The organism is Streptomyces sp. NPDC007917 (assembly GCF_042959105.1).
In the GTDB taxonomy this organism is placed as follows: domain Bacteria; phylum Actinomycetota; class Actinomycetes; order Streptomycetales; family Streptomycetaceae; genus Streptomyces.
Map to the genome: position 1 here is coordinate 366669 of NZ_JBIBKK010000003.1, position 26069 is coordinate 392737.

Here is a 26069-nt window from a genome sequence, read left to right on the forward strand (position 1 = left end):
CGTGTCAACTTCTTTGGGCGGCACAACCCTTGACGTACGACGTCATGCGCCCATAGCTTCCTGGCCATCCAATCGAAACGTTTCAACTTCGGGCAGGTCACGACTCGGGGACCGCCCTGCCCCCGAAGGAGACGCACCGCCATGACCGGATCCGGATCAGTCGCAGAGCCCCGTATGAGCCGCAGACGGGCGCTGGCCGCGGGCGGCGCGGCGGCGGCCGCGTGGGCTGTCGGGCTGCCCGCCCCCGCCTTCGCCGACGCCCCCGCCTTCGCGGACGCCCCCGCCGAGGCCGCCCCCGCGCGGCTGTCGCCCTTCCCGCTCTCCGCCGTACGGCTGCTGGAGAGCCCGTTCCTGGCCAATATGCGCCGCACCCTGGCCTATCTGCGCTTCGTCGACCCGGAGCGGCTGCTGCACACCTTCCGGCTCAATGTCCGACTGCCCTCCACCGCCGAGCCGTGCGGCGGCTGGGAGGCGCCGAACGTGCTGCTGCGCGGCCACAGCACCGGGCACCTTCTCTCCGCGCTGGCCTTCGCCCATGCTCACACCGGCGAGGAGACCTACGCGGACAAGGCGCGGCGGATCGTCGCGGCCCTCGCCGAGTGTCAGGCGGCCTCGCCCGGCGCGGGCTACCGGGCCGGTTATCTGTCCGCGTTTCCCGAGCGGATCTTCGACGAGCTCGAGGCGGGCGGCAAGCCGTGGGCCCCGTACTACACCATCCACAAGATCATGGCCGGGCTGCTGGACCAGCACCGGCTCAGCGGAAACGACCAGGCCCTGACGGTGGCGCGGGCGATGGCGGCCTGGGCCGACTCCCGTACCGCCCCGCTCGACGAGGCCACCATGCAGCGGCTCCTCGGCGTGGAGTTCGGTGGCATGAACGAGGTGCTGGCGGGGCTGTACCTGGTCACCGGGGACCCCGTCCATCTGCGCACGGCGCGCCGCTTCGACCACGAGTCGCTGTACGGCCCGCTGGCCGAGGGGCGCGACGAGCTCGACGGGCGCCACGCCAACACCGAGATCGCCAAGATCGTGGGCGCGGCCGAGGAGTACCGGGCCACCGGGGACCCGCGCTATCTGCGGATCGCGCGGAACTTCTGGGACATCGTGGTGCGCGACCACTCGTATGTCATCGGCGGCAACTCCAATCAGGAGCTCTTCGGCCCGCCCGGGCAGATCGTCAGCAGGCTGTCCGAGGACACCTGCGAGAACTGCAACAGCTACAACATGCTCAAGATCGGCCGCCGGCTGTTCCTCCACGACCCGGACAGGGCGGCGTACATGGACCACTACGAGTGGACGCTGTACAACCAGATGCTCGGCGAGCAGGACCCCGACGCGGACCACGGCTTCGTCACGTACTACACCGGTCTGTGGGCCGGGTCGCGCCGGCAGCCCAAGGGGGGCCTCGGCTCGGCGCCCGGCAGCTACAGCGGCGACTACGACAACTTCTCCTGCGACCACGGCACCGGGATGGAGACCCACACCAAGTTCGCGGACACCGTCTACTTCCGCGACGAGGACGCCGGCGCCTTGTACGTCAACCTCTTCATCCCCTCCGAAGTGACCTGGGCCGAGCGCGGATTCCGGCTGCTCCAGCGGACCGGCTACCCCGACACCGACACCGTCCGGCTGACCGTCACCGAAGGCGGCGGGCGGCTGAGCCTCAAGGTGCGGGTGCCCGGGTGGCTGGCGGACGGGGGCCGCCGGGCCCGGGTGCTGGTGGGCGGGCACCGCCCCGTGGACACCGCCGCCAGGCCGGTGCCGGGCCGCTATCTGACCCTCGACCGGCGCTGGCGCACCGGTGACACCATCGAGCTGGTCTTCCCGCGCGAGCTGGTGTGGCGCCCGGCGCCGGACAACCCGCACATCAAGGCGGTGTCCTACGGTCCGCTGGTGCTGGCCGGCGCGTACGGCGACCAGGCCCTGAGCACCATTCCGCACATCGAGCCGTCCTCGGTGCGGCAGGTGGCGGGGCGCGGCGGGCCGGAGTTCACCGCCGTGGCCGAGGGGGAGAAGGTGCCGCTGCTGCCCTTCCACCGGGTGCACCACCAGCGCTACAACGTCTACTTCGCCGTTCCGCCGCACGGCCCCGTAAGGCGCGAGATCGCCCGTTTCCCGCTGACCGAAGGAGCCGGGGCGACCAGCGCGGACGCGCTGCGCCGCTTCCCGGACGCCCGGCTGGCCGGCGGCGCCACCTGGACCACCGCGGGGCCTCGGGCGGTGGCGCTGGACGGGAAGGACGGCCATGTCGCGCTGCCCCCCGGGCTGCTGACGGGGCTGGCCGAACTCACCCTTTCGGTACGGGTGTTCCTGGACACCGTGGCCAACTCCGCCCGCGTCTTCGACCTCGGCTTCCACAAGAACACCTATCTCTTCCTCACCCCGCGCACCGGGGCCGGCAAGGCCCGCGCGGCATGGAAGATCGGGGGCATGGAGGCGGAGGACTACATCGACGCCCCGGCCGCCCTGGAGCCGGGCCGATGGACCCATCTGGCGCTCACCCTCGGCGGCGGCACCGGCGTGCTGTACGTGGACGGTGAGGAGGCCGGGCGCAATGACGCGGTGGTGTCCGGACCGCTGCTGCTCGGCGCGACCACCCGCAACTACCTCGGCCGCTCACAGAACCCGACCCACCCGTATCTGCACGGCGCCGTGGCCGACTTCCGTGTCCTGGGGCGCGCCCTGACCGCCGCCGAGGTGGCGGCGCTGCACCGTGCCGACGTCTGACCCGTATCCCCCTTGCCACCTCCACCCCTGTCCCCGCGGGAGCACCCCCATGCCTGAAACCGGCACACCAGAGCCCGAAAGACCGATCCGACCGACCAGGCGCCACTTCGTCATGGCCTCCGGGGCCCTCGTCACCGCACTCGGCACCGGCCTGCCCGGCGCGGGCCCGGCCCACGCGGAGCCCGCTGCCGCGGCCGGTTTCCCGGCCGCCCGGTTCACCGACCCGCGCCGCGACAGCCGCCCCACGGTGTACTGGTACTGGAACGGACCGGTCACCCATGAGCTGGTCGACCGGCAGCTGGCGGAGCTGCGCGACAAGGGGATGTACGAGGTCGTCGTCTTCCCCTTCGACAACGCCGAGATGAGCCCGGTGTTCTTCAGCGAGGGCTGGTTCGACGTGGTCGGACACGTCCTGGCCGTCGCAGAGCGCACCGGGATGCGGGTGTGGGTGTTCAACGACAACCACTTCCCGAGCGGGCGCGCCGCCGGGCTGATCGTGAACGGCGGCACGGTCGGGACCCGCCACTACCCCGCCCGCCCGGAGCTGCGGCTCAAGGCGCTGTGGCGGTCCACCACCGTGGTGGAGGGACCGGCCACCGTCGATCTGTACGAGACCACGGGCATCGGTGTCGAGGGCGGCCGGCTGGTGGCCGACGCCGCGGTGCTCGACGGCGCGGCCGTGCTGCGCCGCGGGGCCCGCTGGGGCGACTGCACCGTCACCGGCAGCGCCAAGGCCGAGACGGCCGCCGCGGGTCTGCTGCTGCGCGCCTCCACCGCCTCCGGCGTTGACGGCCACGAGGGCTATCTGGTCGAGTTCGACCAGACCGGGGTGGTCACCATCTCCCGGCGCAGCGGTGGCGAGCGGACCGAACTCGCCCGCAGCACCCGCACGGACGGCTTCAACCGGACCAAGTTCCACACGCTGCGGGTGACCGTCACCGGTGCCACGCTCACCGTCCGCCTGGACGACAAGGACAAGGGCACGGTCACCGATGACACCCACCCGGCGGGCAGCGTCGGCGTGCACGCCACCGGCGCCCAGCGCGCCCTGTGGGAGGACCTGACCGTCACCGCGGCCGACGGCACCGTCCTCTACCGCGAGGACTTCGCCGACCCGGCCGCCCCCGGCGAGTTCGCCACCCGCCGCACACCCCAGGCCGCCGCGCCGGTGGCGGCCGCCGCCCGCCCGGTCGGCGCCGACGACGCCACGCGGCTGGTCGAGCTGACCGAGCGGCTGCGCACCACCGGCCGCTGGGAGGTGCCCGCGGGGCGGTGGCAGATCGATGTGTTCGGCGGGACCGCCCTCGTCGACGACACCCAGGGCTACAGCCGCGCCTATGTCGACCTGCTCGACGAGGAACCCGTCGAGTTGCTGCTGGACATGGTGCCCGGCGAGTACCACCGCAGGTTCGGCCGCTACTTCGGCACCGTCGTGCCCGGCTTCTGGGACGACGAGCCGTTCTTCGCCTCCGCGGAGCCGCACTTCAAGCGCTTGCCCTGGTCGCCCACGCTGGAGGCGGCCCTGCGGGCGGTCGGCGCCGAACCCGGCCGGGCGTACGCGGCGCTGTTCGACGACGGCCTCGGCCGGGAGGGCCGGGTGCTGCGCGGGCGTTTCTGGCAGGCGGTGTCCGACCGGTTCGCGCTCGCCTTCCGCAAACAGGCCCGCTGGTACGAACAGCGGCGCGTCGCCCTGATCACCAACCCGCTCTACGACGAGACAGCCCCCGCCAAGCGCATCGCCTCCACCGGCGATCTGCACAAGATCAACCAGTGGGCGCAGATCCCGGGCGGGGACATCATCACCGCCGAGTACGAGGCGGGAAAGCCCACCATGATCCCGCGCAACCCGGCCAGCGCCGCCCACCAGGCGGGCCGCGAGCGGGTGTTGCTGGAGGCCTTCGGCAACATGGGCTGGCAGGTCGCGCCCGCCTTCGCCCATGCGCTGCTGGGCGCGGCCGCCGCCCGCGGCGTCAACCTGACCGTGCTGCACGCGCTGTGGACCGATGAGACCCGGGTCTACTTCCCGCCGCCCTTCGGCCCCCGCGCCCCCTGGTGGTGGGCGATGCGCCCGCTGTCGGACTGGACCGGGCGGGTGATGGAGTCCGTCCGCGGCACCTCCGGCGCCCGCACCGCCCTGATCCAGCCGCAGCGCGCCGCCGAGCAGTGGCGCGGCACCGGCCAGGGCACCGCGCTGGACACCGCGTTCGGCGCCGCCGCCCGCGCGCTGGAGAGCGCCCAGACCGATTTCGACCTCGTCCATGAAGGCGCCCTGTCCGGCGACCGGGCGCTGCGTGACCACGCCAGGACCGACGGCGGCACCCTGGCCGTCGGCCACGCCCGCTACGAGCTGGCCGTCCTGCCGGACACCCCGGTCCTGGACGCCGCCACCGCCCGTACCCTCGCCGCGTTCGCCCGCGGCGGTGGCACGGTCATCGCCGTCGGCGAGCTGCCCGACCAGGAGGCGGGCGGCGACGACGCCGCGCTGCGCCGCGCCCTGCGGACCCTGTTCCCGGAGCAGGTCCCGGGCAGCCGGCGGGTCGGCCGGGGCCGGGCCGTGCGGATCGCGGACCCCGCCGGCCTGGGCGAGGCGGCCCGCGCCGCGGGTGTCGCGGCCGCCGTGCTCGATCCCCCCGCCCCCTCGGTGCTGGTGCTGCGCACCACCTCCGGCCGGGACACGGCCTTCCTGCTCAACAACGAGAGCGCGGAAACCGTGGCCACCGAGGCGGTGTTCCCGGTCGGCGGTGCGCCGGAGCTGCGCGACCCGGCCACCGGCACGGTCACCGCCGCCCCCGTCCACGAGGCGGCCGGCCGGCCCGGTGCCGAGGCCACCCGGGTGCCGCTGCGCCTGCGCCCGTACGAGACGCTGGCTGTGGTGTTCCGCGCGGGCGCCACGGACCGCCCCCGTCTGACCCGGGCGGACCTGCCGGTCACCGCCGTGACCGCCGAGGGCGGCCGGCTGCTGGCGAAGGCGGTGGCAGGCGCCCCCGGCCGGTACGCGTTCACCGGCACCGACGGGCGCCACACCTACCACGGCGAGGCCGAGATCACCGATCCGCTGCGGGCGATCCCGCTCGACGGCGACTGGACGCTGACTCTGGAGCGGGACGGCGCAGAGCCCGTCGTACGGCCGCTCGGCGGCTGGACCGACCTGGACCCGCGCTTCTCCGGCAGCGCCACCTACACCAAGGACATCACCTTCAGCCGGGCGGACCTGGACGGCCGCCGCCTCCACCTCGACCTCGGGGAGGTGCGCGAGGTGGCCCGGGTGACGGTGGGCGGCACCGCGCTGCCGCCCGCGCTGTGGGCCCCGTACACCGTGGACGTCACCGATCATCTGCGCCCCGGTGTCAACACCGTCGCCGTCCGCGTCGCCAACACCCTCGCCAACGAGCGCGGCAAGGCGCTGCCGTCCGGGCTGCTGGGGCCGGTGGTGCTGCGCCCGGTGCGCCCGGTGACGGTCCGTCTCATCCGCGCCGGCTGACCCGGGCCCGGCCGCCTCGTCGCGCGGGATCGCCCCGCGCCCGCATGGCGCCCGTTTCGCGTGCGGGCGTGCCCGACTTCTGCCCGAATCCCCTCCCGGGCCCCGACCACTGACGGAGATTCCCCATGAATCGACCTCTCCGACCCCCGCGGCCCCCGCTGCGCCGCCGACAACTCGCCCGGCTCGCCACCAGCGCCCTCGCGGCCCTCGCCGCCCTGGCCGCCACCCTGCCCTCGGCGGCCCCCGCGGAGGCGAGCGGCAGCGGCCGTCCCACCGCGCTGCGCACCGGGGCGCTGCGGCAGGCGCTCGGCATCGACGACACCACTCCCGAGCTCAGCTGGCGGCCGACAACCACCGGCCGGGACACCGTGCAGCGCGCCTACCGCGTCCAGGCCGCCACCAGCGCGGCCCGGCTGGAGGCGGGCCGCCCCGACCTGTGGGACTCGGGCAAGGTCGGCTCCGCCGCGCCGCGGGCCACCTACGCGGGCGACCGGCTCGGGGCGCGCACCCGCGTGTACTGGCGGGTCAGGGTGTGGGCGGGCGGCGGGGCGTCGGGCTGGAGCGCCCCGTCCGTCTTCGAGACCGGGCTGACCTCGCCGAAGGACTGGACCGCCCAGTGGATCGGCCACCCCGACTGGCAGCTGAGCGGCCGTCAGGTCACGCCCGTGGTCATCGAGCTGCCGAGGACCACCGCCCGCTACGTACGGCTCGATGTCACCCGGCTCGGACTGCCTCTCGCCGAAGCCGACTTCCCCGCCCTCACCCGGCGGCTGCAGCTGGCCGAGATCGAGGTGCGCGACTCGGCGGACCCGGACGGACCCGACCTCGCCAAGGGCGCGGCGGTCACCGCCTCGGAGAGCAACACCGTCCGCAAGACCTGGGAGCCCGCTCTCGCCGTGGACGGACTCACCAACAGCGGGGCGCAGACCGCCGCCGGGTACGCGAGCAGACCGCATCCCGACGCCGATGTCTCCACCACGCCGATCACCCTCACCCTGGACCTGAAGCAGACCGCCCGCTTCGACCGCGTGCTGCTCTACCCGCGCGCCGACGTCCTCACCGCCGACGGCCGGGTGCCGGGCTTCCCCGTCGACTACACCGTCGCCACCGCGGACGCGGCCACCGGCCCGTTCACCGAGGCCGCCCGCGTCACCGGGCAGACACCGCCGAAGCCGTACCTCCCGGCCGGACTCCCACTGTTCGCCAAGGACTTCACCGTCCCGAAGGGCATCCGCTCCGCCCGTCTCTACCTGACCGGCCTCGGGGTCCACGACGCCCGGATCAACGGCAGCCCGGTGGGCGACGCCGTACTGGAGCCCGCCAACACCGACTTCGCCGACCGCGTGCAGTACGCCACCTACGACGTGACCGAGCGGCTGCGGCGCGGCACCAACACCATCGGGGTCGAGCTCGGAGGTGGCATGGCCAACGTCGTGAGCACCGCCGACAGGTACCGCAAGCTCTACGGCAACCTCAGCGACCCCAAGCTGCTCGCCCAGCTGGAGATCACCCTCGCCGACAGTACTGTTCTGCGCATCGCCAGCGGCCCCGACTGGCGCACCGCGCTCGGCCCCACCACCTCCTCCAACTGGTACGGGGGAGAGGACTACGACGCCCGCCGGGAGCTCCCGCGCTGGGACCGGCCCGGCGGGGACCGCACCGGCTGGCGGGCCGCCACCGCCGTCGCCGCGCCCGGCACCGCCACCGCCCCGGCCCAGGTCAGCGCCCGCGAGACCGAGCCGATCCGGGTGACCGAGACGCTGAAGGGCACCGAGGTCGCGGACTCCCCGCAGGGTAGCCGGGTGTTCGACCTCGGGCGCAACATCGCCGGATGGCCCGAGATCACCGTGCGCGCGCCCAAGGACACCGCGGTACGCCTCTACCCCGCCGAAAGCCTCAAGGACGGCCACGCCCACCAGTCCATCAGCAACGTCGGCGCGCCGCTGTGGGACAGCTACACCACGGCCGGCGCCGGAGCCGAGACCTGGCATCCGCGCTTCAGCTACCACGGCTTCCGCTATCTGGAGCTCAAGGGCCTGCCCGCCGGCGCCGAGGTGTCCGTACGCGGCCTCGTCCTGCACACCGACAACGCCTCGGCGGGGGAGTTCACCAGCTCCAACGAGCTGCTGAACGGCATCCACTCGCTCGTCCGGGGAGCCATCAGAAGCAACATGATGAGCGTGCTCACCGACTGCCCCAGCCGCGAAAAGCTCGGCTGGCTGGAGCAGGACCACCTGGTCTTCCCCGCCCTGGCCGCCAACTACGACATGCGGTCCCAGCTGCGCAAGATCGTCCGCGACATGGCCGACGCGCAGACCCCGGACGGCCTGATCCCCAGCACCGTGCCGGACTACACCCTGCTGCCCGGCGCCTACCGCAACGACGCCAACTGGGGCGGGGCGTTCGTCCTCGTCCCCTGGCAGCTCTACACCACCTACGGCGACCAGGAGACGCTGCGCGCCTACTACCCGAGGATGAAGCAGTACGCGGCCTTCCTCCAGCGGCAGGTCACCGACGGCATCCTCGACTACGGCCTGGGTGACTGGATCACCCCCGACCGCACCTTCCCGCGCGCCGTCGCGGGCACCTACGGCTACTGGCGGGTGATCGACGCGCTCGGCCGGATCGCGGGCGTGCTCGGCGAGCGCGAGGACGCCGCCGCGTACCGGGCGGAGGCCGACGCCTCGGTCGCCGCCCTGTCCGCGAAGTACTACGACGCCACCACCGGCACCTTCGGCGGCGGCGGACACGGCGCGGAAGCGCTCGCGCTGGACATGGGGGCCGTGCCCGACGGCCGGCGGCAGCGGCTGCTCGACCACTTCGTGCACAGCGTCGAGCAGGCCGGTGACCATCTCGTGCTCGGCGAGATCTCGCTGCCCGCCGCCTTCCGGGTGCTCTCCGCGGCCGGGCGCGACGACGTGGTCTACCGGATCGCCACCCGGACCGACAGCCCGAGCTACGGCTATCAGGTCGAGCACGGCAACACCACGCTCGGCGAGACCTGGGACGGCGGCTCCGGCCAGTCACAGAACCACTTCATGCTCGGCGCGATCGACTCCTGGTTCACCGGCTCCCTCGCCGGAATCCGGCAGACCGACGACTCGATCGGCTACCGCAGGCTGCTCTTCGCGCCCGCCGTCGTCGGCGATCTGACCTCGGCGGCCGCCTCGTACACCACACCGTACGGGCCCGCCCGCAGCTCCTGGCGGCGCGACGGCTCCGCGTACCGGCTGACCGTGACGGTGCCCGCCGGGACCACCGCCGAGGTGCGGGTGCCGGTCACCTCCGGGGCCGTGGGGGCGCCGGACGGGGCGCGTCCGCTGCGCACCGGGGACGGTGTGCGGGTGTACGAGGTCGGCTCCGGGATCTGGAGCTTCACCTCCGTGTACCAGTCCGTGTCCGAGCCGCCGACCGGGAGCGACGCATGAGGGACGACAGAGGCGGCCCGCGCCGCCGGACGCTGCTGGGCCTGGGCGCCGCGGCCGGGGCGGCCGCGGTCCTCCCGGCGACCGCGGCGATCGGGGCCCCCGCCGCGGCGCGGGGCAAGGCCCCGCGGCCCGGCTTCGCCGCCGCGTTCGCCTCGCCCGGCCGCGCGGTGCGGCCCAAGTTCCGCTGGTGGTGGCCGGACGGCCTGGTGGACCCGGCCGAGATCGCCCGGGAGGTCGACCAGATCGCCGACGCCGGGTTCGGCGGGGTGGAGGTCGCGGCCGTCACCCACAGCCTGAGCGAGCCGATCGACGCCGAGCGCTACGGCTGGGGGACCGCGGCCTGGGTCGCCGGTCTCGAGGCCGCCCTGCGCCAGGCCGACCGGCGCGGCCTCACCGTCGATGTGACCATCGGCCCGGCCTGGCCCGCCGCCGTGCCCACCGTCACCCCGGACAGCGACGCGGCCGCCCGCGAGCTGGCCCACGGGCTGGCCGTCTTCCAGGGTTCCTACACGGGCCCGGTGCCGCCGCCGGTGGTGCCCGCGGCCGAGGGCGTGACCGACCGGCGGCTGCTGTGGGTGCAGACGGCCCGGATCGGCGGCGGCGCCGCGGCGGCCCCCGCGCCGCTGCCGCTGGACCGGGACTCGGTCACCGACCTGACCGATCGGGTCCGTGACGGGGCGCTGCGGTGGAGCGCGCCCGACGACGGCCAGTGGGCGCTGATCTCGTACTGGGAGCGCGGCTCCGGGCAGCGGCCCGAAGGCCCCGCCCACACCTCCCCGCTCGCCTATGTCGTCGACCACTTCAGCGCCGCCGGCACCCGCGCGGTCACCGACTTCTGGGAGCGGCGCATCCTCACCCGCCGGGTCCGCGGGCTGCTGCGCCGGGCCGGGGGCGCGCTGTTCGAGGACTCCCTGGAGATCGAGACCGACGCCACCGTGTGGACCCCCGGCCTGGCGGAGGAGTTCGAGCGGCGGATCGGCCATCCCCTCCTGCCGTATCTGGCCGCGGTGGTCGAGAAGGACGAGAAGTACGTCTTCGCCTTCGACGCCGCCACCAACAAGGCGGTGCGCCGCGACTACATGCAGGTCATCACCGATCTCTATCTGGAACACCACCTGCTGCCGCTGCGCGAGTGGGCCCATTCGCTGGGCCTGGCCCTGCGCGTCCAGCCGTACGGCCTGGAGACCGACGCGATCCACAGCGCCTCGCTCCTGGACATCCCCGAAGGCGAATCGCTCGGCTTCAAGAACCTCGACGACTTCCGCTGTCTGGCCGGCGGCCGGGACATGGGCGGCGGGCGGGTGCTGTCCAACGAGGCGGGCGCCACGGCGGGCGGCGCCTACGCCACCACCTGGGACGCCACCCTGCGCAAGCTGGTCACCCAGTACTGCGCGGGCGTCAACCAGGCGGTGATCCACGGCTTCGGCTACGCGACCGCGCCCGGCGCCGCCTGGCCGGGCTTCGCCGCCTTCTCCCCGTACCACGGCGGCCCCGGCTACGGCGAGGCATGGGGGCCGCGCACCCCGGCCTGGCGCCATGTGTCCGACGTGGCCGGCTACCTCGGCCGGATCCAGGGCGTGCTGCAGACCGGCACCCACCGGGTCGACGTGGCCGTGCTGCGCCAGAAGGGGTACGCGGGCTCGGGGCTCGGCGCGCCCTGGTTCACCGCGGACGGGGTGCCGCTCGGCTGGACGCACACCTTCCTCAGCCCGCGCTCGCTCGGCCTGCCGAGCGCCGTGGTGCGGGACGGTCGGCTGGCGCCCGACGGGCCCGCCTTCAAGGTCCTGGTGCTGGAGGGCGACGTCATGATCGGGCGTGAGCACACCCTGGAGCTCGGGACCGCCCGCAGGCTGATCGAGCTGGCCGAGGACGGTCTGCCGGTGATCGTGGTGGGGGACTGGTCGGACGGCCATGTGCCCGGGCTGCCGCGCGAGGGCGACGCCGATGACGACCAGCTGCGCGCCCTGATCACCCGGCTGCTCGCCGTCCCCGGGGTGCGGCGCGTCGCCGACCGGCCCGGCATCCCCGCGGCCCTGGCGGACCTGGGCATCGAGCCCGACGTGGCGTACGCGGCGCGCTCGCCGCTGCTGCACGCCCACCGGGCGGGGCGGGACGTGGCCTACCACTTCTTCGCCAACGGCTCGGCGACCGCGACGGTCGACCACGAGGTGGCCATCGTCTCGCCGTGGGCGAAGGCCGCCCCGTACGCGCTCGACGCCTGGACCGGCGAGGTGGCGCCGGTCGCCGTCCACCGCGACGACGGGGGCCGCATCACGCTGCGGATCACCCTGGCGCCCGGGGCCACCGCCCTCGTCGCGCTCGCGCGCGGCACCGGACCGCTCCACGCGCTCGGCACCGACGCCGAGTCGGCGCGGATCACGGACGGTGTTCTGGAGGTGCTGGACACCCGCCCCGGAGCCCGTGAGACCGTGCTCAGCGACGGCCGGAAGGTCGTCGCGCACATCGCCGAGCTGCCCGCGCCGCTCACCGTGGACCGCTGGTCGCTGCGGGTGGCGGACTGGCGTCCCGGCCGCACGCCCGACCGCCATGTCACGGTGGACCACCGGCTGGACCCTGGCCCCCTCGCGGCCTGGCCGGACCTCCCCGGCCTGGAGGACGTCTCCGGCGTCGGGCGCTACCGGGCCACCCTACGGCTGGGGAGCGGCTGGACCGGGGCCACCGGCGCCCGGCTGGAGCTGGGCGAGGTCTTCGACACCTTCCGGGTCACCGTCAACGGCACGGCGTTGGGCCCGGTGGACCAGGTGACGGGCGTGGTGGACCTCGGGGGTCTGCTGCGGCGCGGCGAGAACACGATCGAGGTCGAGGTGGCCACCACCCTGCTGAACCGGCTGCGGACCGTGCGCCCGGCGGAGTTCGGGGCCGCGGGGCGGCAGCGGTACGGCCTGATCGGACCGGTCCGGCTGGTGCCCTACGGGCGGGCGGTGGTGTCCGCCGACTGAGCCGCCACCGGCCCGGACCTGCCCGGACAGCCCGGACCCGCCCGGACACGGCCTACGGGTCGCCGGGCAGGGTGGCCCCGGGGGCCGCCTCGGCCCGTTCGATGAGGATCATCGCCGCGTCGTCGGTCAGACGCCCCTCGGCGTGCCGGACCAGCTCCTGGCGCAGCCGGTCCAGGTACTCCTTCGGGGTGGCGCCGTCCAGGACCTCCAGGGTCTCCGGCAGCGGGAAGAACTCGTGGGAGCGGTTGCGCGCCTCCAGCACACCGTCGGTGTGCAGCAGCAGCCGCTCTCCCGCGGCGAACGGGTAGCTCTCGGTGGCGACGGGCGGGCCGGTGAGGAACTCCTCCAGGCCCAGCGGGGGCAGCGGGCGGGTGGGGTCGAGGGTCCGTACGCACCCGTCCTGGACGATCAGGGGCGGCGGATGGCCGCGGTTGATCAGCTGGATCGTCGCGTCGTCCGGCACCTGCGCCAGCAGTACGGTGACGAACTGCTCGGCCTGCTCCTCCCAGTTGCGCGGATCGGTCCGGTCCAGCAGCGCGTACTCCCGCTGCAGCGCGGCCGCGCAGCGGTGCATGACCTCGGCCAGGTCGCTCTCGTAGTGCACCGCCTCGCGGAAGGCGCCCAGCACCGCGGCGGCCGACCGCACGGCCGCCAGCCCCTTGCCCCGTACGTCGCCGACGATCAGACGCACCCCGAACCGGGTGGTCATCGCCTCGTAGAGATCGCCGCCGATCTGCGCGCCCCGCTCGGCCGCCAGATACACGCTGGCGGCCATCACCATGCCCATCCGGGTGGGCAGCGGCCGCAGGACCACGTTCTGCGAGACCTCGGCGATCCGCCGCACCTGTGTCAGCTCACGCGCCCTGCGGACCCGCACGGCGCTGCTCACCACGCTCGCGATCGCCACCAGCAGCAGGGCGGTCATGTTGGCGTACACCTGCTGGGTGCCCCAGGCGTGGTTGACGGTCGCGGTGGTCGAGCTCACCCCGAAGGCGAGCAGGGCCACCGCGCTCGTGCCGAGCGGCCCCATGGTCACCGCGGCCAGCGCCGGGGCCGGGGACAACAGGGGACCGGTGTATACGACGTGCAGCGGTGAGAACTCGATCGAGATCACGGCCGCCATGGCCATGAAGGGCAGGCACCGTGCAACCACGAAGAGCTTACGGCTGTGGCCGTAGGCCCCCCGGTCCGCTGGAGAGCGGAAGAATCGCATAACCGGCTACTTTAATCGGGTTACATCACATTCAGGTGTTCATGGGTGGTAAAAGCAGTGAATCACGGGAGACGGGCGCTGTGCGGTGTCGCGCGCCATCTTTTGCGTCCTGAGGGGTGCGGTCGGCCATTCGGGCGTAGTGTGGCGCTATGCCTGAACTGCCGGATGTGGAGGGTTTTCGGCGAGTTTTGGCCTCCTGTGCGGAGGGCCGCCGGGTGGAGCGCGTCGAGGTGAGCGATGCCGGGGTGCTGCGCGGGGTGACACCTCAGCGGCTGCGGCGGGAGCTGGCCGGCCGCCGCTTCGACGCACCGGAGCGGCACGGCAAGTGGCTGATCGCCCACACTGACGGTCCCACCGTACTCCTGCACTTCGGGATGACCGGGGATCTGCGGTGCCATGCGCACGACGACCCGGCCCATCCGCACGACCGCGTCATCTTCGTCCTCGATGACGGCCATGACCTCCGCTACCGGGACCAGCGCAAACTGCGCGGCCTGTGGCTGGCCGCCACCGACTCCGACGTCGACCGGATCCTGGGTGACCAGGGCCCGGACGCCCTGTCGGTGAGCCGCGCCGAACTCGACGAGCGGCTGGCGGGGCGGCGCGGCCGGGTCAAGGCGACCCTGACCGACCAGTCCGTCGTCGCCGGACTCGGCAATCTCCTCGGCGACGAGATCCTGTGGCGCGCGGGCATCAACCCGGCGCGCCGGACCACCGATCTGACCTCCGAGGACCGCGCCCGGCTGGAGCGCGCGATGCGCGGGGTGCTCCGCACCTCGGTGCGGGCCGGGCACGTGCCCACCCGCCCCTCCTGGCTCACCGGCCGCCGCGACGACCCCGACCCCCACTGCCCGCGGTGCGGCGGCCCGCTGCGCCGCGGCCGGATGGCCGGGCGGACCACCGCCTGGTGCCCCCGCTGCCAGCCGGACGGGTCATGACGGGCGTCGGCGCGGACGGGCACCGGCGGGCGGGGCATGACGGCCGTCAGGGCCGGAGCACGGGATTCGGCTCCACCGCCGCGGGGAAGGCCCCCTCCAGGTCGAACCCGGACGCGGGCGTACCGCGCAGCGCCTCCCGCGCATAGGCGCTCCAGACCTTCTCGGGCACGTCGGCCCTGGTGTCCTTCAGCCGGATCTGCTTCCGGCTCTTCGCGTCCTCGCCGAAGAAGGCGACCGTCGTGACCAGGTCGGGGGTGTAGCCGACGTGCCAGACCGCCTTCTTGTCGTCGGCAGTGCCGGAGATGCCCGCGGCGGGCCGGGCGAGGGCGCGCGCCGCCCGTGGTCCTCCGCCGTTCTGCACCAGCTCGGAGGTGAGGAAGTCGGCGGTCGCGCGGGTGAGCGCCTGGCCACCGACGGCTCCCGGCGGCCCGGCCGTCTCGTCACCGCGCCGCGCGGACTTCACGATGACGGGCGTGACGCGCTCGCCATGGTGGGCGACCGTGGCGTAGACACCGGCCATCCGCAGCGGACTCGCCCCCGCCAGGCCCAGCGACACCGTCTGCGGGTCGGTGAGGCCGGTGGTGTCCGGGGGCAGGCCGAGGGCCACCGCGATGTCCTTCACCTCCGCCTGACCGCCCTTGCGCGTCCCCTGCTTGTTCTCCAGCGCGGTGGCGGTCACGACCGGCAGGAAGACGGGCCCCACCTGGTAGTCGGCGCGGGTGGCGTTGCTGAGGTAGTGCTTGGTGTAGTCCCGGCCGCCGTACAGCGCCACCACCCGGCCGCTCCCGGGGTCCACCGAGACCGCCGCGCCCTGGGTGTCCGCGTCGCGCAGCGCCGGCTTCATCGCGCGCTCCAGGGCCCGCTGCTTGTCCGGGTCGATGGTGAGGGTGATGGTCCAGCCGCCCGCGGCCAGCTCCTGTTCGCTGACTCCGGCCGCGATGAGTTCGTTCCTCGCGGCGTCCACCAGATAACCGGCCTGCCCGCCGAGGCCCCGGGCGGGCTGCGGGGCGACCGGCTCCGGGAAGCGCAGGGCCTGCCGCTCGCCCGCGTCCAGCCAGCCCATCTCGACCATGTTGTCCAGGACGTAGTTCCAGCGCCGGGTCACCAGCCGCTTCGCGGTGGGGGTCGCGACCGCCCAGTCGTACTGGCTGGGGGCCTGCACCAGCGCCGCGAGGTAGGCGCCCTCGGCGACCGTCAGTTTCCCGACGTCCTTGTCGTAGTACGCCCGGGCCGCGGCCTGGACGCCATAGGCCACCCGGCCGAAGTAGCTGGTGTTCAGATAGCCCGCGAGGATGTCGTCCTTGGAGTTCCGCTGGTCCACCTTGAGGGAGATGATCAGCTCCTTCACCTTGCGGGTGACGGTCTGCTCCTGGCTGAGGTAGTAGTTCTTGACGTACTGCTGGGTGATGGTCGAGCCGCCCTGGGTGCCCTTGCCGGTCACGGTGTTGACCAGGCCGCGGACGACGCCCATCGGATCGATGCCCGGGTCGTCGTAGAAGGTCTTGTTCTCGGCCGCGACGAACGCGTGCTGCACGGCTTTCGGCACCCTGCTCAAGGGGACCGACTCGCGGTTGACGTCACCCGTGCGGGCCAGCACCGTTCCGTCGCTGTACTGGTAGACGTTGCTCTGGGCCTTCGCCAGGGCGTTGGCCTCGGGGATGTCGATGAGGTAGTAGAGGACCGCGAAGGCCCCGACCAGCAGCGCGCCCAGCGCGACGACGTAGGCAAGGACCTTGCGCCAGGTGAAGAAGCGCCGCAGACCGGTCCGTTTGACCCCGTTCCCCTGCTTCCCCCGCGTGGCCTTGCCCGGAGTTCCCCGTGTCCCCCGTCCCGCTCTCCTTCTCGTCCGGGCCCCCGCCGTCTCCTCGTGAGCCGTCGCGCCGTCCGGCTCGCGCCGAGTGCGTGACGCCATACGCGGACCTGTCATACCGGGAGCACCTCCGTCGAGCCCCGCGAGATGTTCGCGGGCGGCGCCATCCTCGACAGCGAAGATCTTCAAAACCGCAACGCCCGGTATCGGCCCCGGCTCGGCCGGGCCTCGAATACCGCTCGACGATGTATCAGTCGTGTATCGGCGCCGCTTCGGGGCCCGCGGGGAGGCGCAGCGTGGCCATCGCCCCGCCGTCCGGGGCATTGCGGAACGCCAGCTCGGCGCCGATGACCTCCGCCTGGCCCAGCGCGATGGTCAGCCCCAGGCCGTGGCCCCGGCCGCGCTCCCGCGCCCCGGTACGGAACCGCTGCGGGCCGTCCCGCAGCAGGTCGTCCGGGTAGCCGGGGCCGTGGTCGCGCACGGTCACCCACCCGCGGTCCGGGTCCACCGTCACCTCCACCGGGGTACGGCCGTGCCGGTGGGCGTTGACGACCAGATTGGCCACGATCCGCTCCATCCGCCGGGGGTCCGTCCATACCCTCGGCCCGTCCCCGGCGCCCTGCTCCGCCCCCGGACCAGTGGCCTCCCGGCCGATGCGCAGCCGTACGTCCAGCCCGGTACGGGCGACGGCCTCGGCCACCAGCGGCCCGAGGGGGCAGGGCGACAGATCGGCCCGCTCCGCGCCCGCGTCCAGCCGGGAGATCTCCAGCAGGTCCTCGACCAGCGTGCTCAGCACCCGTACCCGGTCCCGCACATAGCCGGCCGCCTCGCCCGGCGGCAGCAGTTCGGCCGCGGTCACCAGACCCATGAGCGGGGTGCGCAGCTCATGGGCCACATCGGCGGTGAACCGCTGCTCGCGCAGCAGCCGTTCCTGGAGCGCGGCCGCCATCGAGTCCACGGCCCCGGAGATCTCGGCGATCTCGTCGCGCGGGCGGGCCGTGGCCGAGATCCGGGCGTCCAGGTCACCGGCGGCGATCCGGCGCGCGGTCGCCGCGGCGGTGCGCAGCCGCCGGCTCATCCGCCCGGCGGTCACCACGCCCAGCGGCAGCACCACGGCGGTGGCGATCAGGCCGGCCAGCACGATGTTGCTGTCGAGCGCGCTGATGTCGCGCATGGAGGTGCCCAGGTCCACGCGGACCGACAGGACCTGGCCGTCGGCGGGCCTGGCGGCCCACATCGCGGGCCCACCGGGCCCCGTGGTGAACTCGGTGCCCTGGTGCCCCTTGCGCACCAGGGAGCGCAGCCCGCCGGGGAGCCCGGGCGCGTCAAGCAAGGCCCCGGAGCCCTCGACTGCGCCGGTGCGGGCATAGATGACGGCGGCCCGCTCCAGCGTGGTGCGGGCGGCGTCCCGCGCCTGCGACAGCTCGCGCTCCTGCGAGGCGCGGTGCACCAGCACGCCGACGGCCGCGGCGACCGCACAGGCGGCCGCCGCCACCAGGGCGGCTATCCGCCATCTGAGCGCCATCCTCAGCGCCGCAGCTTGTAGCCGAAGCCGCGGACCGTCTCGATCCGTTCCGCGCCTATCTTCGCCCGCAGCCGCTGGACATGGAGGTCGACCACGCGGGTGTCCCCGTGCCAGGCGTGGTCCCACACCCGGCTGAGCAGCGTCCGGCGCTCCAGTACGACGCCGGGGGAGGCGGCGAACTCCAGCAGCATCCGCAGCTCGGTCGGCGTCAGGGCCAGGAGCCGGCCCGCGCGGCGCACCTCCATCCCGCGGGGGTCTATGGTCAGCTCGCCGAAGGCGAGGGTGCGCGGCCCGTCCTCCTCGGCCGTCTCCCACTCCGCTCCGCCGGGCGCGCTCCGCTCGACGGGGGCGAAGGAGGCGCGGCGCAGCAGGGAGCGGATACGGGCCACCAGCACCGCGCTCTCGACCGGCTTCACCACATAGTCGTCGGCTCCCGCCTCGAGGCCGGAGACCACGTCCAGGGCGTCGCCGCGGGCGGACATCATCAGGATCGGGGCCAGGCTCAGCTCACGGACCCTGCGGCACAGCCCGATGCCGTCCAGTTCGGGGAGCATGATGTCCAGCAGCAGCAGGTCGGGCCGGCGCTCGCGGAAGAGCTCCAGGCCGGTGAGGCCGTCCGCGGCGGTGGACACGGTGAACCCGTACCGCTCCAGGAGCATGCGGACCGTGTTGCGGATCACCTCGTCGTCCTCGACGAGGAGAAGGTGGGCCTCGGTGGCGGGGCCGGGCGCGACGGGGCCCGGCTCGGCGGCGGGCGGCGGGAAGACGGAGGTCATGGCGTCCTCCTCGGCGCGGCGCTCTCGGCCACGCCGCCGGGGACGGACTCCGCGACGTCCGGGGCGGTGGGGACGGGAACCGCGGCCTCCGGGGCGGTGGAGGCGCCGCGCGGGGTGACGGCGGCCATGACCTCGCCGTTCCAGCGGTAGCGCACCGTGAACCGGCCGTTGTCGCCGGTCGACGTGATGATCAGGTCATGGCCGTACGTCTCGCCGGTGACGCCCAGTTGGCCCCAGTACATCAGCACCGGCCTGACCGTCCGGCCCGCCGCCCGGTACACCTGGACCAGCGTCCGCTGGAACTCGGGCAGGTCGACCGCGGCCACCAACTCGTCCCGGCCGTCCCCGGTCAGATCGCGCAGGACCGGCTTGCGCAGCGGGCAGTGGGCCCCCGGACACCCGGTCAGTGACTCCTGTATCACCTTCGGCACATTGGGATCCTTGTCCAGCAGCCGCTTGGCGGACAGCCCCGCCAGCCCGCCGGCGGGCGCGGACACCCCCTCGACGGGCAGATAGCGGACGAAGCGTGGGGCGGTCTGCGCCTGCTCGGGCGTGGGCGGCGGAGTGAAGCCGGGCCACAGCGGCACGGCGCTGGTGGGCGGGGACAGCCGGGGCGCGCGGCCGTCGTCCTGGGCACCGGTCCCCGATGCGCAGCCCGCGATCCACACGGCGGCGGCGAGCGCGGTCAGCAGGAGCCGCGCCCGCCGCTGTGAGGGAGAGGAATGCATAGGCGGATCAGCCTATGACACCCTTGTGCCGCACGGACGTTGTGCGGCCGAGCGCTCACGACAGCCAGGCCGTGTACGAGAGCACATCGCCCGCCTTGATCCGGTACTCGGCGTCGTCGCGGGTGGAGGTCTCCTCGATGTCGAGTACCCTCCCGTCGTCCGGGTCGAGGACGACCATCTGCCGCAACCCGTCGGTGGTGCGCACGAACGCCTGCCCGTCCCGGCCCATCCGGTCGGTGACCCGGCCGGCCGGCCGCAGGTCCGCGTCGCGGGAGAGCAGGGTGGCCAGGTTCGCGATCTCGCGCGGGCCGGGTGTCCACACCCGGAGGAAGTCGCCGACCGCGCCCAGCAGTTCGTCCGGGTCGCGGTCCGCGTCCGGGTGCCAGACGGCGAGGTAGTCGCGCAGCGCGGCGGTGCCGGCGGGCGGCGGCTCGAAGAAGCTCTGATTCGCTCCGTCGATGCCCGCCGGGTAGCTCTCCCGGCGCACCACCTTGCCGTCGTGGACCGTACGGGGCGGGTAGCCGTCGTCGATGACCGGGCGCCCCGGGTGCCGGGGGTCGGTGGCCACCACGAGCAGCGAGCCGCTGCCGTCCGCGTTCCAGCGCGTCAGCGACTCCTGGGGGACCGTCACCGCGTCCTTGCCCGACTCCAGGCCCAGCGACCAGTCCTGGACATGGCTGCCGCGCACCGACTTCCCGGGCTCCGCGGCCGCCGCTGCCCGGGCCCGGCGGGCGATCTCCGCGAGCGGTACGTCGGCGGCGGAGGCGTGCGGCCGCAGCGCCACCGGGGCGGCCACGGCCGGGGAGGAGGCCGGGCCCGAGACGGTCAGGGCGATGACCGCCACCGCGCCGGCCGTCGCCGTGGCCACTCCCATGACGAGGCGCCGGACGGTGCGGCGCCGCCGGGCCCCGGACACCAGCTGCCGCAGCCGCCGCTCCCCTTCGAAGTCCAGCGGCCGGTCCCGCCAGCGCTCGTCGTCGGCGGGGACGGGGTTGGCGCCGCGGAGCAGGTCGAGTTCGTCGGTCATGTCCGTTCATCCTTCGTGCTCGTCCGCGTCGGCACCGGGACGGCCCCGCGCACCGTGTCGATCTGCGCCCGCAGCCGCTGACGGGCCCGGTGCAGCCGCATGGCCGCGGCCGACCGGCCGCACCCCAGGACGGTGGCCAGCTCCTCGACGGTCAGCTCCTCCCACGCCGTCAGCTTCAGCACCTCCTGGTCGGCCTCGGACAGCCGGTCCAGCGCCTCCAGCACCCAGGAGCCCGGCTGCTCGGCGTCCGGGCTCGGCACGGTGCGCCGACCGCCCGTCACCTCGTGATGGCCGAGCCTGGCGAGCAGTCTGCGGTACCGGCCGCGCCCGCGTACGGCGTTGGCCAGGCAGTTGCGCGCCACCGCGTACAGCCAGGGCAGCGGCGGCTCGGGCAGTTCGCGGCGGCGCCGCCAGGCCACGGCGAACGCCTCCGCGACGACTTCCTCGACCTCGCTCGGCTGGCCGTCCAGCCGTCGGGCCACGAAGCGGCTCACCGCCCAGTAATGCTCACGGTAGGCGGTGTCGAAGGCTTCGTCGGGGCTCATGCCCGGTAGGTGTCCGGCACGCCCCCGATCATCACACCCCCGGGAAGTTTTCTTTTTTCCGCCTCCCCTGTGAAGGTCGCCAGGGGTGCCGGACACCTACCGGGCATGAGTAACAACAGTGTTGTCGCGGCACCGGCGCCCCTGCCCACGCGCCGCCCGGGCGCCGGTTCCGCGGCCGTGCGGTGGCTGACGACCACCGACCACAAGACGATCGGGACGCTCTACCTCGTCACCTCGTTCGCCTTCTTCTGCATCGGCGGGGTCCTGGCGCTGTTCATGCGCGCCGAGCTGGCCCGCCCGGGCCATCAGATCATGACGAACGAGCAGTTCAACCAGGCGTTCACCATGCATGGCACGATCATGCTGCTGATGTTCGCCACCCCGCTGTTCGCCGGCTTCGCGAACTGGATCATGCCGCTGCAGATCGGCGCCCCCGACGTGGCGTTCCCGCGGCTGAACATGTTCGCCTACTGGCTGTACCTGTTCGGCTCGCTGATCGCCGTGGGCGGATTCCTCACCCCGCAGGGCGCGGCCGACTTCGGCTGGTTCGCGTACTCGCCGCTGTCGGACGCGGTCCGCTCGCCGGGCGTGGGCGCCGACATGTGGATCATGGGTCTGGCCTTCTCCGGCTTCGGCACCATCCTCGGCTCGGTCAACTTCATCACCACCATCATCTGCATGCGCGCTCCGGGCATGACGATGTTCCGCATGCCGATCTTCACCTGGAACGTGCTGCTCACCGGTGTGCTGGTGCTGCTGGCCTTCCCGGTCCTGGCCGCCGCGCTGTTCGCCCTGGAGGCGGACCGTCAGTTCGGGGCGCATGTCTTCGACGCCGCCAACGGCGGGGCGCTGCTGTGGCAGCACCTCTTCTGGTTCTTCGGCCACCCGGAGGTGTACATCATCGCGCTGCCGTTCTTCGGCATCATCTCCGAGGTCATTCCCGTCTTCTCGCGCAAGCCGATGTTCGGCTACATCGGGCTGATCGGCGCGACGATCTCGATCGCCGGGCTCTCCGTGACCGTATGGGCGCACCACATGTACGTCACGGGCGGCGTGCTGCTGCCGTTCTTCTCGTTCATGACGTTCCTGATCGCGGTGCCGACGGGGGTGAAGTTCTTCAACTGGATCGGCACGATGTGGAAGGGGTCGCTGAGCTTCGAGACGCCGATGCTGTGGGCGATCGGCTTCCTGATCACGTTTGTCTTCGGCGGTCTGACCGGTGTGATTCTGGCCTCGCCGCCGATGGACTTCCATGTCTCGGACACCTACTTCGTGGTGGCCCACTTCCACTACGTGGTCTTCGGCACCGTCGTGTTCGCGATGTTCGCCGGATTCCACTTCTGGTGGCCCAAGTTCACCGGCAAGATGCTGGACGAGCGCCTGGGCAAGATCACCTTCTGGACGCTGTTCATCGGCTTCCACGGCACGTTCCTGGTCCAGCACTGGCTGGGGGCGGAAGGAATGATCCGCAGGATCCCGGACTATCTCGCCGCTGACGGCTTCACCACGCTGAACACCGTCTCGACGATCTTCTCCTTCGTGCTCGGCCTGTCGATCCTGCCGTTCTTCTACAACATCTGGAAGACCGCCAAGTACGGCAAGAAGGTCGAGGTCGACGACCCGTGGGGCTACGGCCGCTCGCTGGAGTGGGCGACCTCCTGCCCGCCGCCGCGGCACAACTTCACCTCGCTGCCCCGCATCCGCTCCGAATCCCCGGCGTTCGACCTGCACCACCCCGAGATCGCAGAGCGGGAGCGTGGCATGAGCGTGTCTGCCCGCGCGTCAGAGTGCGCCGAGACTGAGCGGGAGGGAGGAGCATGAGTGCGGCGGGCGCTCCGCGGCCCGGCGATATCGCCATGGGCATCAGCCAACTCGAGGGCTATTTGCTGCTCCAGGCGGAACGCGACTGGGCCTCGGACCGCGCGCGCCGGTTCGCGGGCCGGCTGGAGTGGCTGACCGTCGCCCAGCGCGAGGAGGTCGAGCGCCTCTACGCCCAGGACCAGTGGGACCTCACCGAGCAGACCCTGCGCAAGGTGGCGCGGCGCGGTGAGGAGCTGAAGGCGGAGTACCAGCGGATCTACCGCCGGCTGCGGCTCCGGCTGCTGGTGGCCGCCCTGCTCGGCGGGGTCGCGCTGACCGTCGTCGCCGTCGTGCTCGGGGCGGGGTAGCGGCGGGCGCCCCTTGGCCGGGCGCCCCTTGGCCCGGGGCACCTCCCCGCAGTGGTCGGCGAGAGCCGAGCGTTCGAAGTCCCCGCGGCGGCACGCCCCCGCCGTGCCGCCGGGCGGGGGCTACTTGACGAAGTCCGGGAGTACCCGGGCCGGCCAGGTGCCGACGGTCAGCATGCCCGCCGCGTAGGCGCGGGAGACCAGGGCCGCGCGGTTGGGCGCCTTGAGTTTCCGCAGCATCGAGCTCACGTGGTACTCGACGCCCTGCCTGCTCAGATAGAGCTTGGTGGCCAGCTGCACGGTCGAGGCGCCGGTGGCCACCCCTTCGAGTATCTGGGCCTCCAGAGGGGAGAGCAACAGCCGTCGCAGGGTGGCCGCTTCATCGGTGTCCGCCGCCTCGTCGTCCGGCTTGACCAGGACGACAATGGCGGACGGCTGGTCCGAGGGGCCCTCGATGGCCGTGCCGGTCAGATCGCCGGAGAACACCTGGCCGTCCGTGCGGCATCCGACGACGCGCTCGGTGAAGCGGGTGCGCCGGCCGTCGTGCAGGCGCGAGAAGTGTTCCCGCAGGACGGAGGGTGCGCTGGGATGCAGCAGATCGAACAGGTCGCGGCCGCACAGCTCCGCCGACGAACCGCCGAAGTGGCGGAAGAAGTCGTCGTCGCCCGCGAGAACCCGCAGGTCCGAGGTGAGCGTGGCCATACCGGTGGCGTACCGGCTCCCCCGCCTGGGGGCTTTGGGGCGATCGGGGGTGACCTGGGCAGTGTGGGGGTGGGCAGCCAAGGGTAGTCACCACTTTCTGTCGTATCGGCAACGGCTGTGGATTCTGGTGACGGGTGTTTAGATCCGCTTCAAGGTGTATACCAATGCCGCGCCCCGTTGTCCCTGACCGTATTCGAAAGACTTCTGCCCGTTTCTGCCCGAATGGAATTCGCTCCGAGATCATCCCTGTGCGGACAACGCCGCTCCGCACACCGCCGCCTGGGCCCGTGCGGCGAGGATACGCCGGTCGTCCGCGCCCAGTTGGGCCCACAGCGGTTCGTGTATCCGCATCCGTACGGTCAGCCCGGTGGCGCCCAGCACCCGCCGTACGGAGCTGCCGAAGTCGTCCTCGCCGACGAAGGCGGCCACCGTGGTGGGCGCTCCGTGCTGGAAGTAGTCCAGGGTCACCGGCCTGACCGGCGCCCCCGCGTCGATCGCCGCCTGGAAGGTGGCCCGCCGGAACCGGCCGCCCGCCCCGGCACACCAGGTGACGCCTTGCGGGAAGACCATGACCGAACGGCCGGAACGCAGGCGCCCGGACACCGACGCGACGGTGTCCGGCAGCCCGCGCAGGGTGCTTCGGTCGATGAACAGCGTCCCCGCCCGCCGCACCAGCGAGCCGACCACCGGCCACTGACTGACCTCGCGCTTGGCCAGCATGGTCACCGGCTCCACGGCCAGCAGGGCGATGATGTCCAGCCAGGAGATGTGGTTCGCGACGACCAGCGTGCCGGTGCGGCCCGGCACGCTCAGGCCCCCTCCGTGCACCTCAAGCCGGATGTCCAGGGCATCCAGCACCGCCGCGGCGCGGGCCCGCAGCGTATCGGGCTCGGCCAGCCGCCCGCCGCGCAGCAGCGCGCCCCCCGCCACCCGGGCGAAGGACGCGGCACGCCCGGCCGCGCGCGGGGCCCGCACCCGCGCGGCGGCGTGTGCCACACAGCGGGAGTCACACGGCGACCAGGCGGTCCACGGGGACCGGGTGGCCCCCGCGGCCCCCGTGTCCTCCGCGGCACCCGTGTCCCCCGGTGCCCTCGTGTGCGAGGGCACCGGCATCGACAGGGTCATCGGGACTCGCCCAGGAAGTAGCGCCGATAGCGGTCGTTCATCCGCTCCGTGTCCAGCAGCACGAAGAAGTCGGCGTCGTCGAAGTCCCGCTCGTGCTGCGGCGCCCCGCACATCCAGGCCCCGATCCGCAGATAGCCGCGCAGCAGCGGCGGCAGCGCGGCGTAGCCCGGCTCGGCCACCAGCGCCCGCGTGGGCATCCAGGGGTCGCGCGGGAGCACCCGCACCTCGGCCGGCGCGGCGTGCCGGGTGGTGCCCAGCAGCCAGGCGTCCGCCGCGGCCTGCCCGCCGTCGGCGAGCGGGACCGAGGCGCAGCCCGCGAGATAGCGGTGTCCGGACAGCAGTACGTAGCGGGCCAGCCCGGCCCACATCAGATTGATCACCGCGCCCGAGCGGTGGTCGGGGTGGACACAGGCCCGGCCCGCCTCGACCATCGACGAGCGGATCTCCTCCGGGAGCCCGCGCAGATCGAACTCGGTGTCCGAGAACAACCGCTCGCTGCGCCCCGGCGGCAGCAGCCGGTAGGTGCCGACCACGGTGTCCGTCGCCGTGTCCGTGACGATCAGATGGTCCATGACCTCGTCGAACTCATCCACGTCCCGGTCGGCGACGGTGTTCAGCCGGGCTCCCTTTTCCTGTCCGAAGACCTGGTAGCGCAGCCGCTGCGCGGCGTGGACCTGCTCTTCGGTGTGTGCGATCGAGGTGACGTAGGAGCCGGCGTCCGCCGGAACCGAGGTTGTCGAGAGCACGGGCATTCCTGTTCTCCGTTCAGGGGAATCGAGCACCAGCGAAGGCTTGGAATGGCTTCGCAAGTGTTGCCCCGGCACGAGAACGCGGCAGTGTCCGGACGGTGATTCGACGACTGCCGGTCGATGACGAACGTGTGCTGCCACGGGCGCCACACGCGATGTCCACCCGAGCG

17 protein-coding genes are annotated in these 26069 nt (G+C 73.2%); 7 read left to right on the forward strand and 10 right to left on the reverse strand.

Translation table 11 applies throughout. The features are described from left to right. Nucleotides 1-141: 141 nt before the first annotated feature. The 4 genes from ACFZDL_RS07545 to ACFZDL_RS07560 all read left to right on the forward strand — a co-directional run bounded on the left by ACFZDL_RS07545 (nt 142) and on the right by ACFZDL_RS07560 (nt 12596). Nucleotides 142-2727, forward strand: a complete 2586-nt coding sequence (locus ACFZDL_RS07545) for a beta-L-arabinofuranosidase domain-containing protein (protein WP_353596098.1) — start codon at nt 142-144, stop codon at nt 2725-2727. Between the two features lie 112 nt (nt 2728-2839). Beyond that, nucleotides 2840-6208 (forward strand): glycosylhydrolase-like jelly roll fold domain-containing protein, encoded by a 3369-nt coding sequence (locus tag ACFZDL_RS07550; protein WP_353596097.1) that lies wholly within the window; start codon nt 2840-2842, stop codon nt 6206-6208. A gap of 125 nt (nt 6209-6333) precedes the next feature. Continuing rightward, on the forward strand, nt 6334-9636 hold the full coding sequence (locus tag ACFZDL_RS07555; protein WP_353596096.1) for a family 78 glycoside hydrolase catalytic domain: 3303 nt from the start codon (nt 6334-6336) through the stop codon (nt 9634-9636). Beyond that, a complete protein-coding gene (locus tag ACFZDL_RS07560) occupies nt 9633-12596 on the forward strand; it encodes a glycosyl hydrolase (RefSeq protein ID WP_353596095.1) in 2964 nt (987 codons plus the stop codon). The genes ACFZDL_RS07555 and ACFZDL_RS07560 overlap by 4 nt, the downstream gene beginning before the upstream one ends. 52 nt (nt 12597-12648) lie before the next feature. Here ACFZDL_RS07560 and ACFZDL_RS07565 read toward each other — a convergent pair whose 3' ends face one another. Beyond that, nucleotides 12649-13809, reverse strand: coding sequence for a PP2C family protein-serine/threonine phosphatase (locus ACFZDL_RS07565; protein WP_353596094.1), 1161 nt, complete (start codon nt 13807-13809; stop codon nt 12649-12651). A gap of 149 nt (nt 13810-13958) precedes the next feature. Between ACFZDL_RS07565 and ACFZDL_RS07570 the strand changes: the two genes are divergently transcribed. Beyond that, the gene (locus tag ACFZDL_RS07570) at nt 13959-14747 is read left to right on the forward strand and encodes a DNA-formamidopyrimidine glycosylase family protein (protein ID WP_353596093.1); all 789 of its coding nucleotides are present in this window, start codon (nt 13959-13961) and stop codon (nt 14745-14747) included. A 46-nt stretch (nt 14748-14793) separates the two neighbouring features. Here ACFZDL_RS07570 and ACFZDL_RS07575 read toward each other — a convergent pair whose 3' ends face one another. From ACFZDL_RS07575 to ACFZDL_RS07600, 6 genes are all read right to left on the reverse strand, one after another. Then, a complete protein-coding gene (locus tag ACFZDL_RS07575; RefSeq protein ID WP_353596092.1) occupies nt 14794-16659 on the reverse strand; it encodes a transglycosylase domain-containing protein in 1866 nt (621 codons plus the stop codon). 148 nt (nt 16660-16807) lie between these two features. After that, nucleotides 16808-18082, reverse strand: a complete 1275-nt coding sequence (locus ACFZDL_RS07580) for a HAMP domain-containing sensor histidine kinase (protein ID WP_353596091.1) — start codon at nt 18080-18082, stop codon at nt 16808-16810. 2 nt (nt 18083-18084) lie between these two features. Further along, nucleotides 18085-18858, reverse strand: a complete 774-nt coding sequence (gene cseB, locus ACFZDL_RS07585; RefSeq protein ID WP_353596090.1) for a two-component system response regulator CseB — start codon at nt 18856-18858, stop codon at nt 18085-18087. Beyond that, entirely contained in the window at nt 18855-19586 is a 732-nt protein-coding gene (locus ACFZDL_RS07590; RefSeq protein WP_353596089.1) for a hypothetical protein, read from the reverse strand. The genes cseB and ACFZDL_RS07590 overlap by 4 nt, the downstream gene beginning before the upstream one ends. A gap of 55 nt (nt 19587-19641) precedes the next feature. Next, nucleotides 19642-20613 carry a CU044_5270 family protein gene (locus ACFZDL_RS07595; RefSeq protein ID WP_353596088.1) on the reverse strand — a complete coding sequence of 324 codons (972 nt, stop codon included), beginning with the start codon at nt 20611-20613 and terminating at the stop codon, nt 19642-19644. Beyond that, entirely contained in the window at nt 20610-21158 is a 549-nt protein-coding gene (locus tag ACFZDL_RS07600; RefSeq protein WP_353596087.1) for a sigma-70 family RNA polymerase sigma factor, read from the reverse strand. The genes ACFZDL_RS07595 and ACFZDL_RS07600 overlap by 4 nt, the downstream gene beginning before the upstream one ends. A 105-nt stretch (nt 21159-21263) precedes the next feature. Here ACFZDL_RS07600 and ctaD point away from each other — a divergent pair, with 105 nt between their 5' ends. Continuing rightward, nucleotides 21264-22979 (forward strand): cytochrome c oxidase subunit I, encoded by a 1716-nt coding sequence (gene ctaD / locus ACFZDL_RS07605; RefSeq protein ID WP_391190631.1) that lies wholly within the window; start codon nt 21264-21266, stop codon nt 22977-22979. Next, nucleotides 22976-23326 (forward strand): hypothetical protein, encoded by a 351-nt coding sequence (locus ACFZDL_RS07610; protein ID WP_353596524.1) that lies wholly within the window; start codon nt 22976-22978, stop codon nt 23324-23326. The genes ctaD and ACFZDL_RS07610 overlap by 4 nt, the downstream gene beginning before the upstream one ends. Before the next feature lie 120 nt (nt 23327-23446). Here ACFZDL_RS07610 and ACFZDL_RS07615 read toward each other — a convergent pair whose 3' ends face one another. The 3 genes from ACFZDL_RS07615 to ACFZDL_RS07625 form a co-directional block, all read right to left on the reverse strand. Beyond that, on the reverse strand, nt 23447-24025 hold the full coding sequence (locus ACFZDL_RS07615) for a LuxR C-terminal-related transcriptional regulator (RefSeq protein ID WP_353596523.1): 579 nt from the start codon (nt 24023-24025) through the stop codon (nt 23447-23449). 240 nt (nt 24026-24265) lie between these two features. Then, nucleotides 24266-25021, reverse strand: a complete 756-nt coding sequence (locus ACFZDL_RS07620) for a lysophospholipid acyltransferase family protein (protein WP_353596522.1) — start codon at nt 25019-25021, stop codon at nt 24266-24268. Between the two features lie 125 nt (nt 25022-25146). Then, the gene (locus tag ACFZDL_RS07625; protein ID WP_353596521.1) at nt 25147-25902 is read right to left on the reverse strand and encodes a GNAT family N-acyltransferase; all 756 of its coding nucleotides are present in this window, start codon (nt 25900-25902) and stop codon (nt 25147-25149) included. Nucleotides 25903-26069 lie beyond the last annotated feature (167 nt).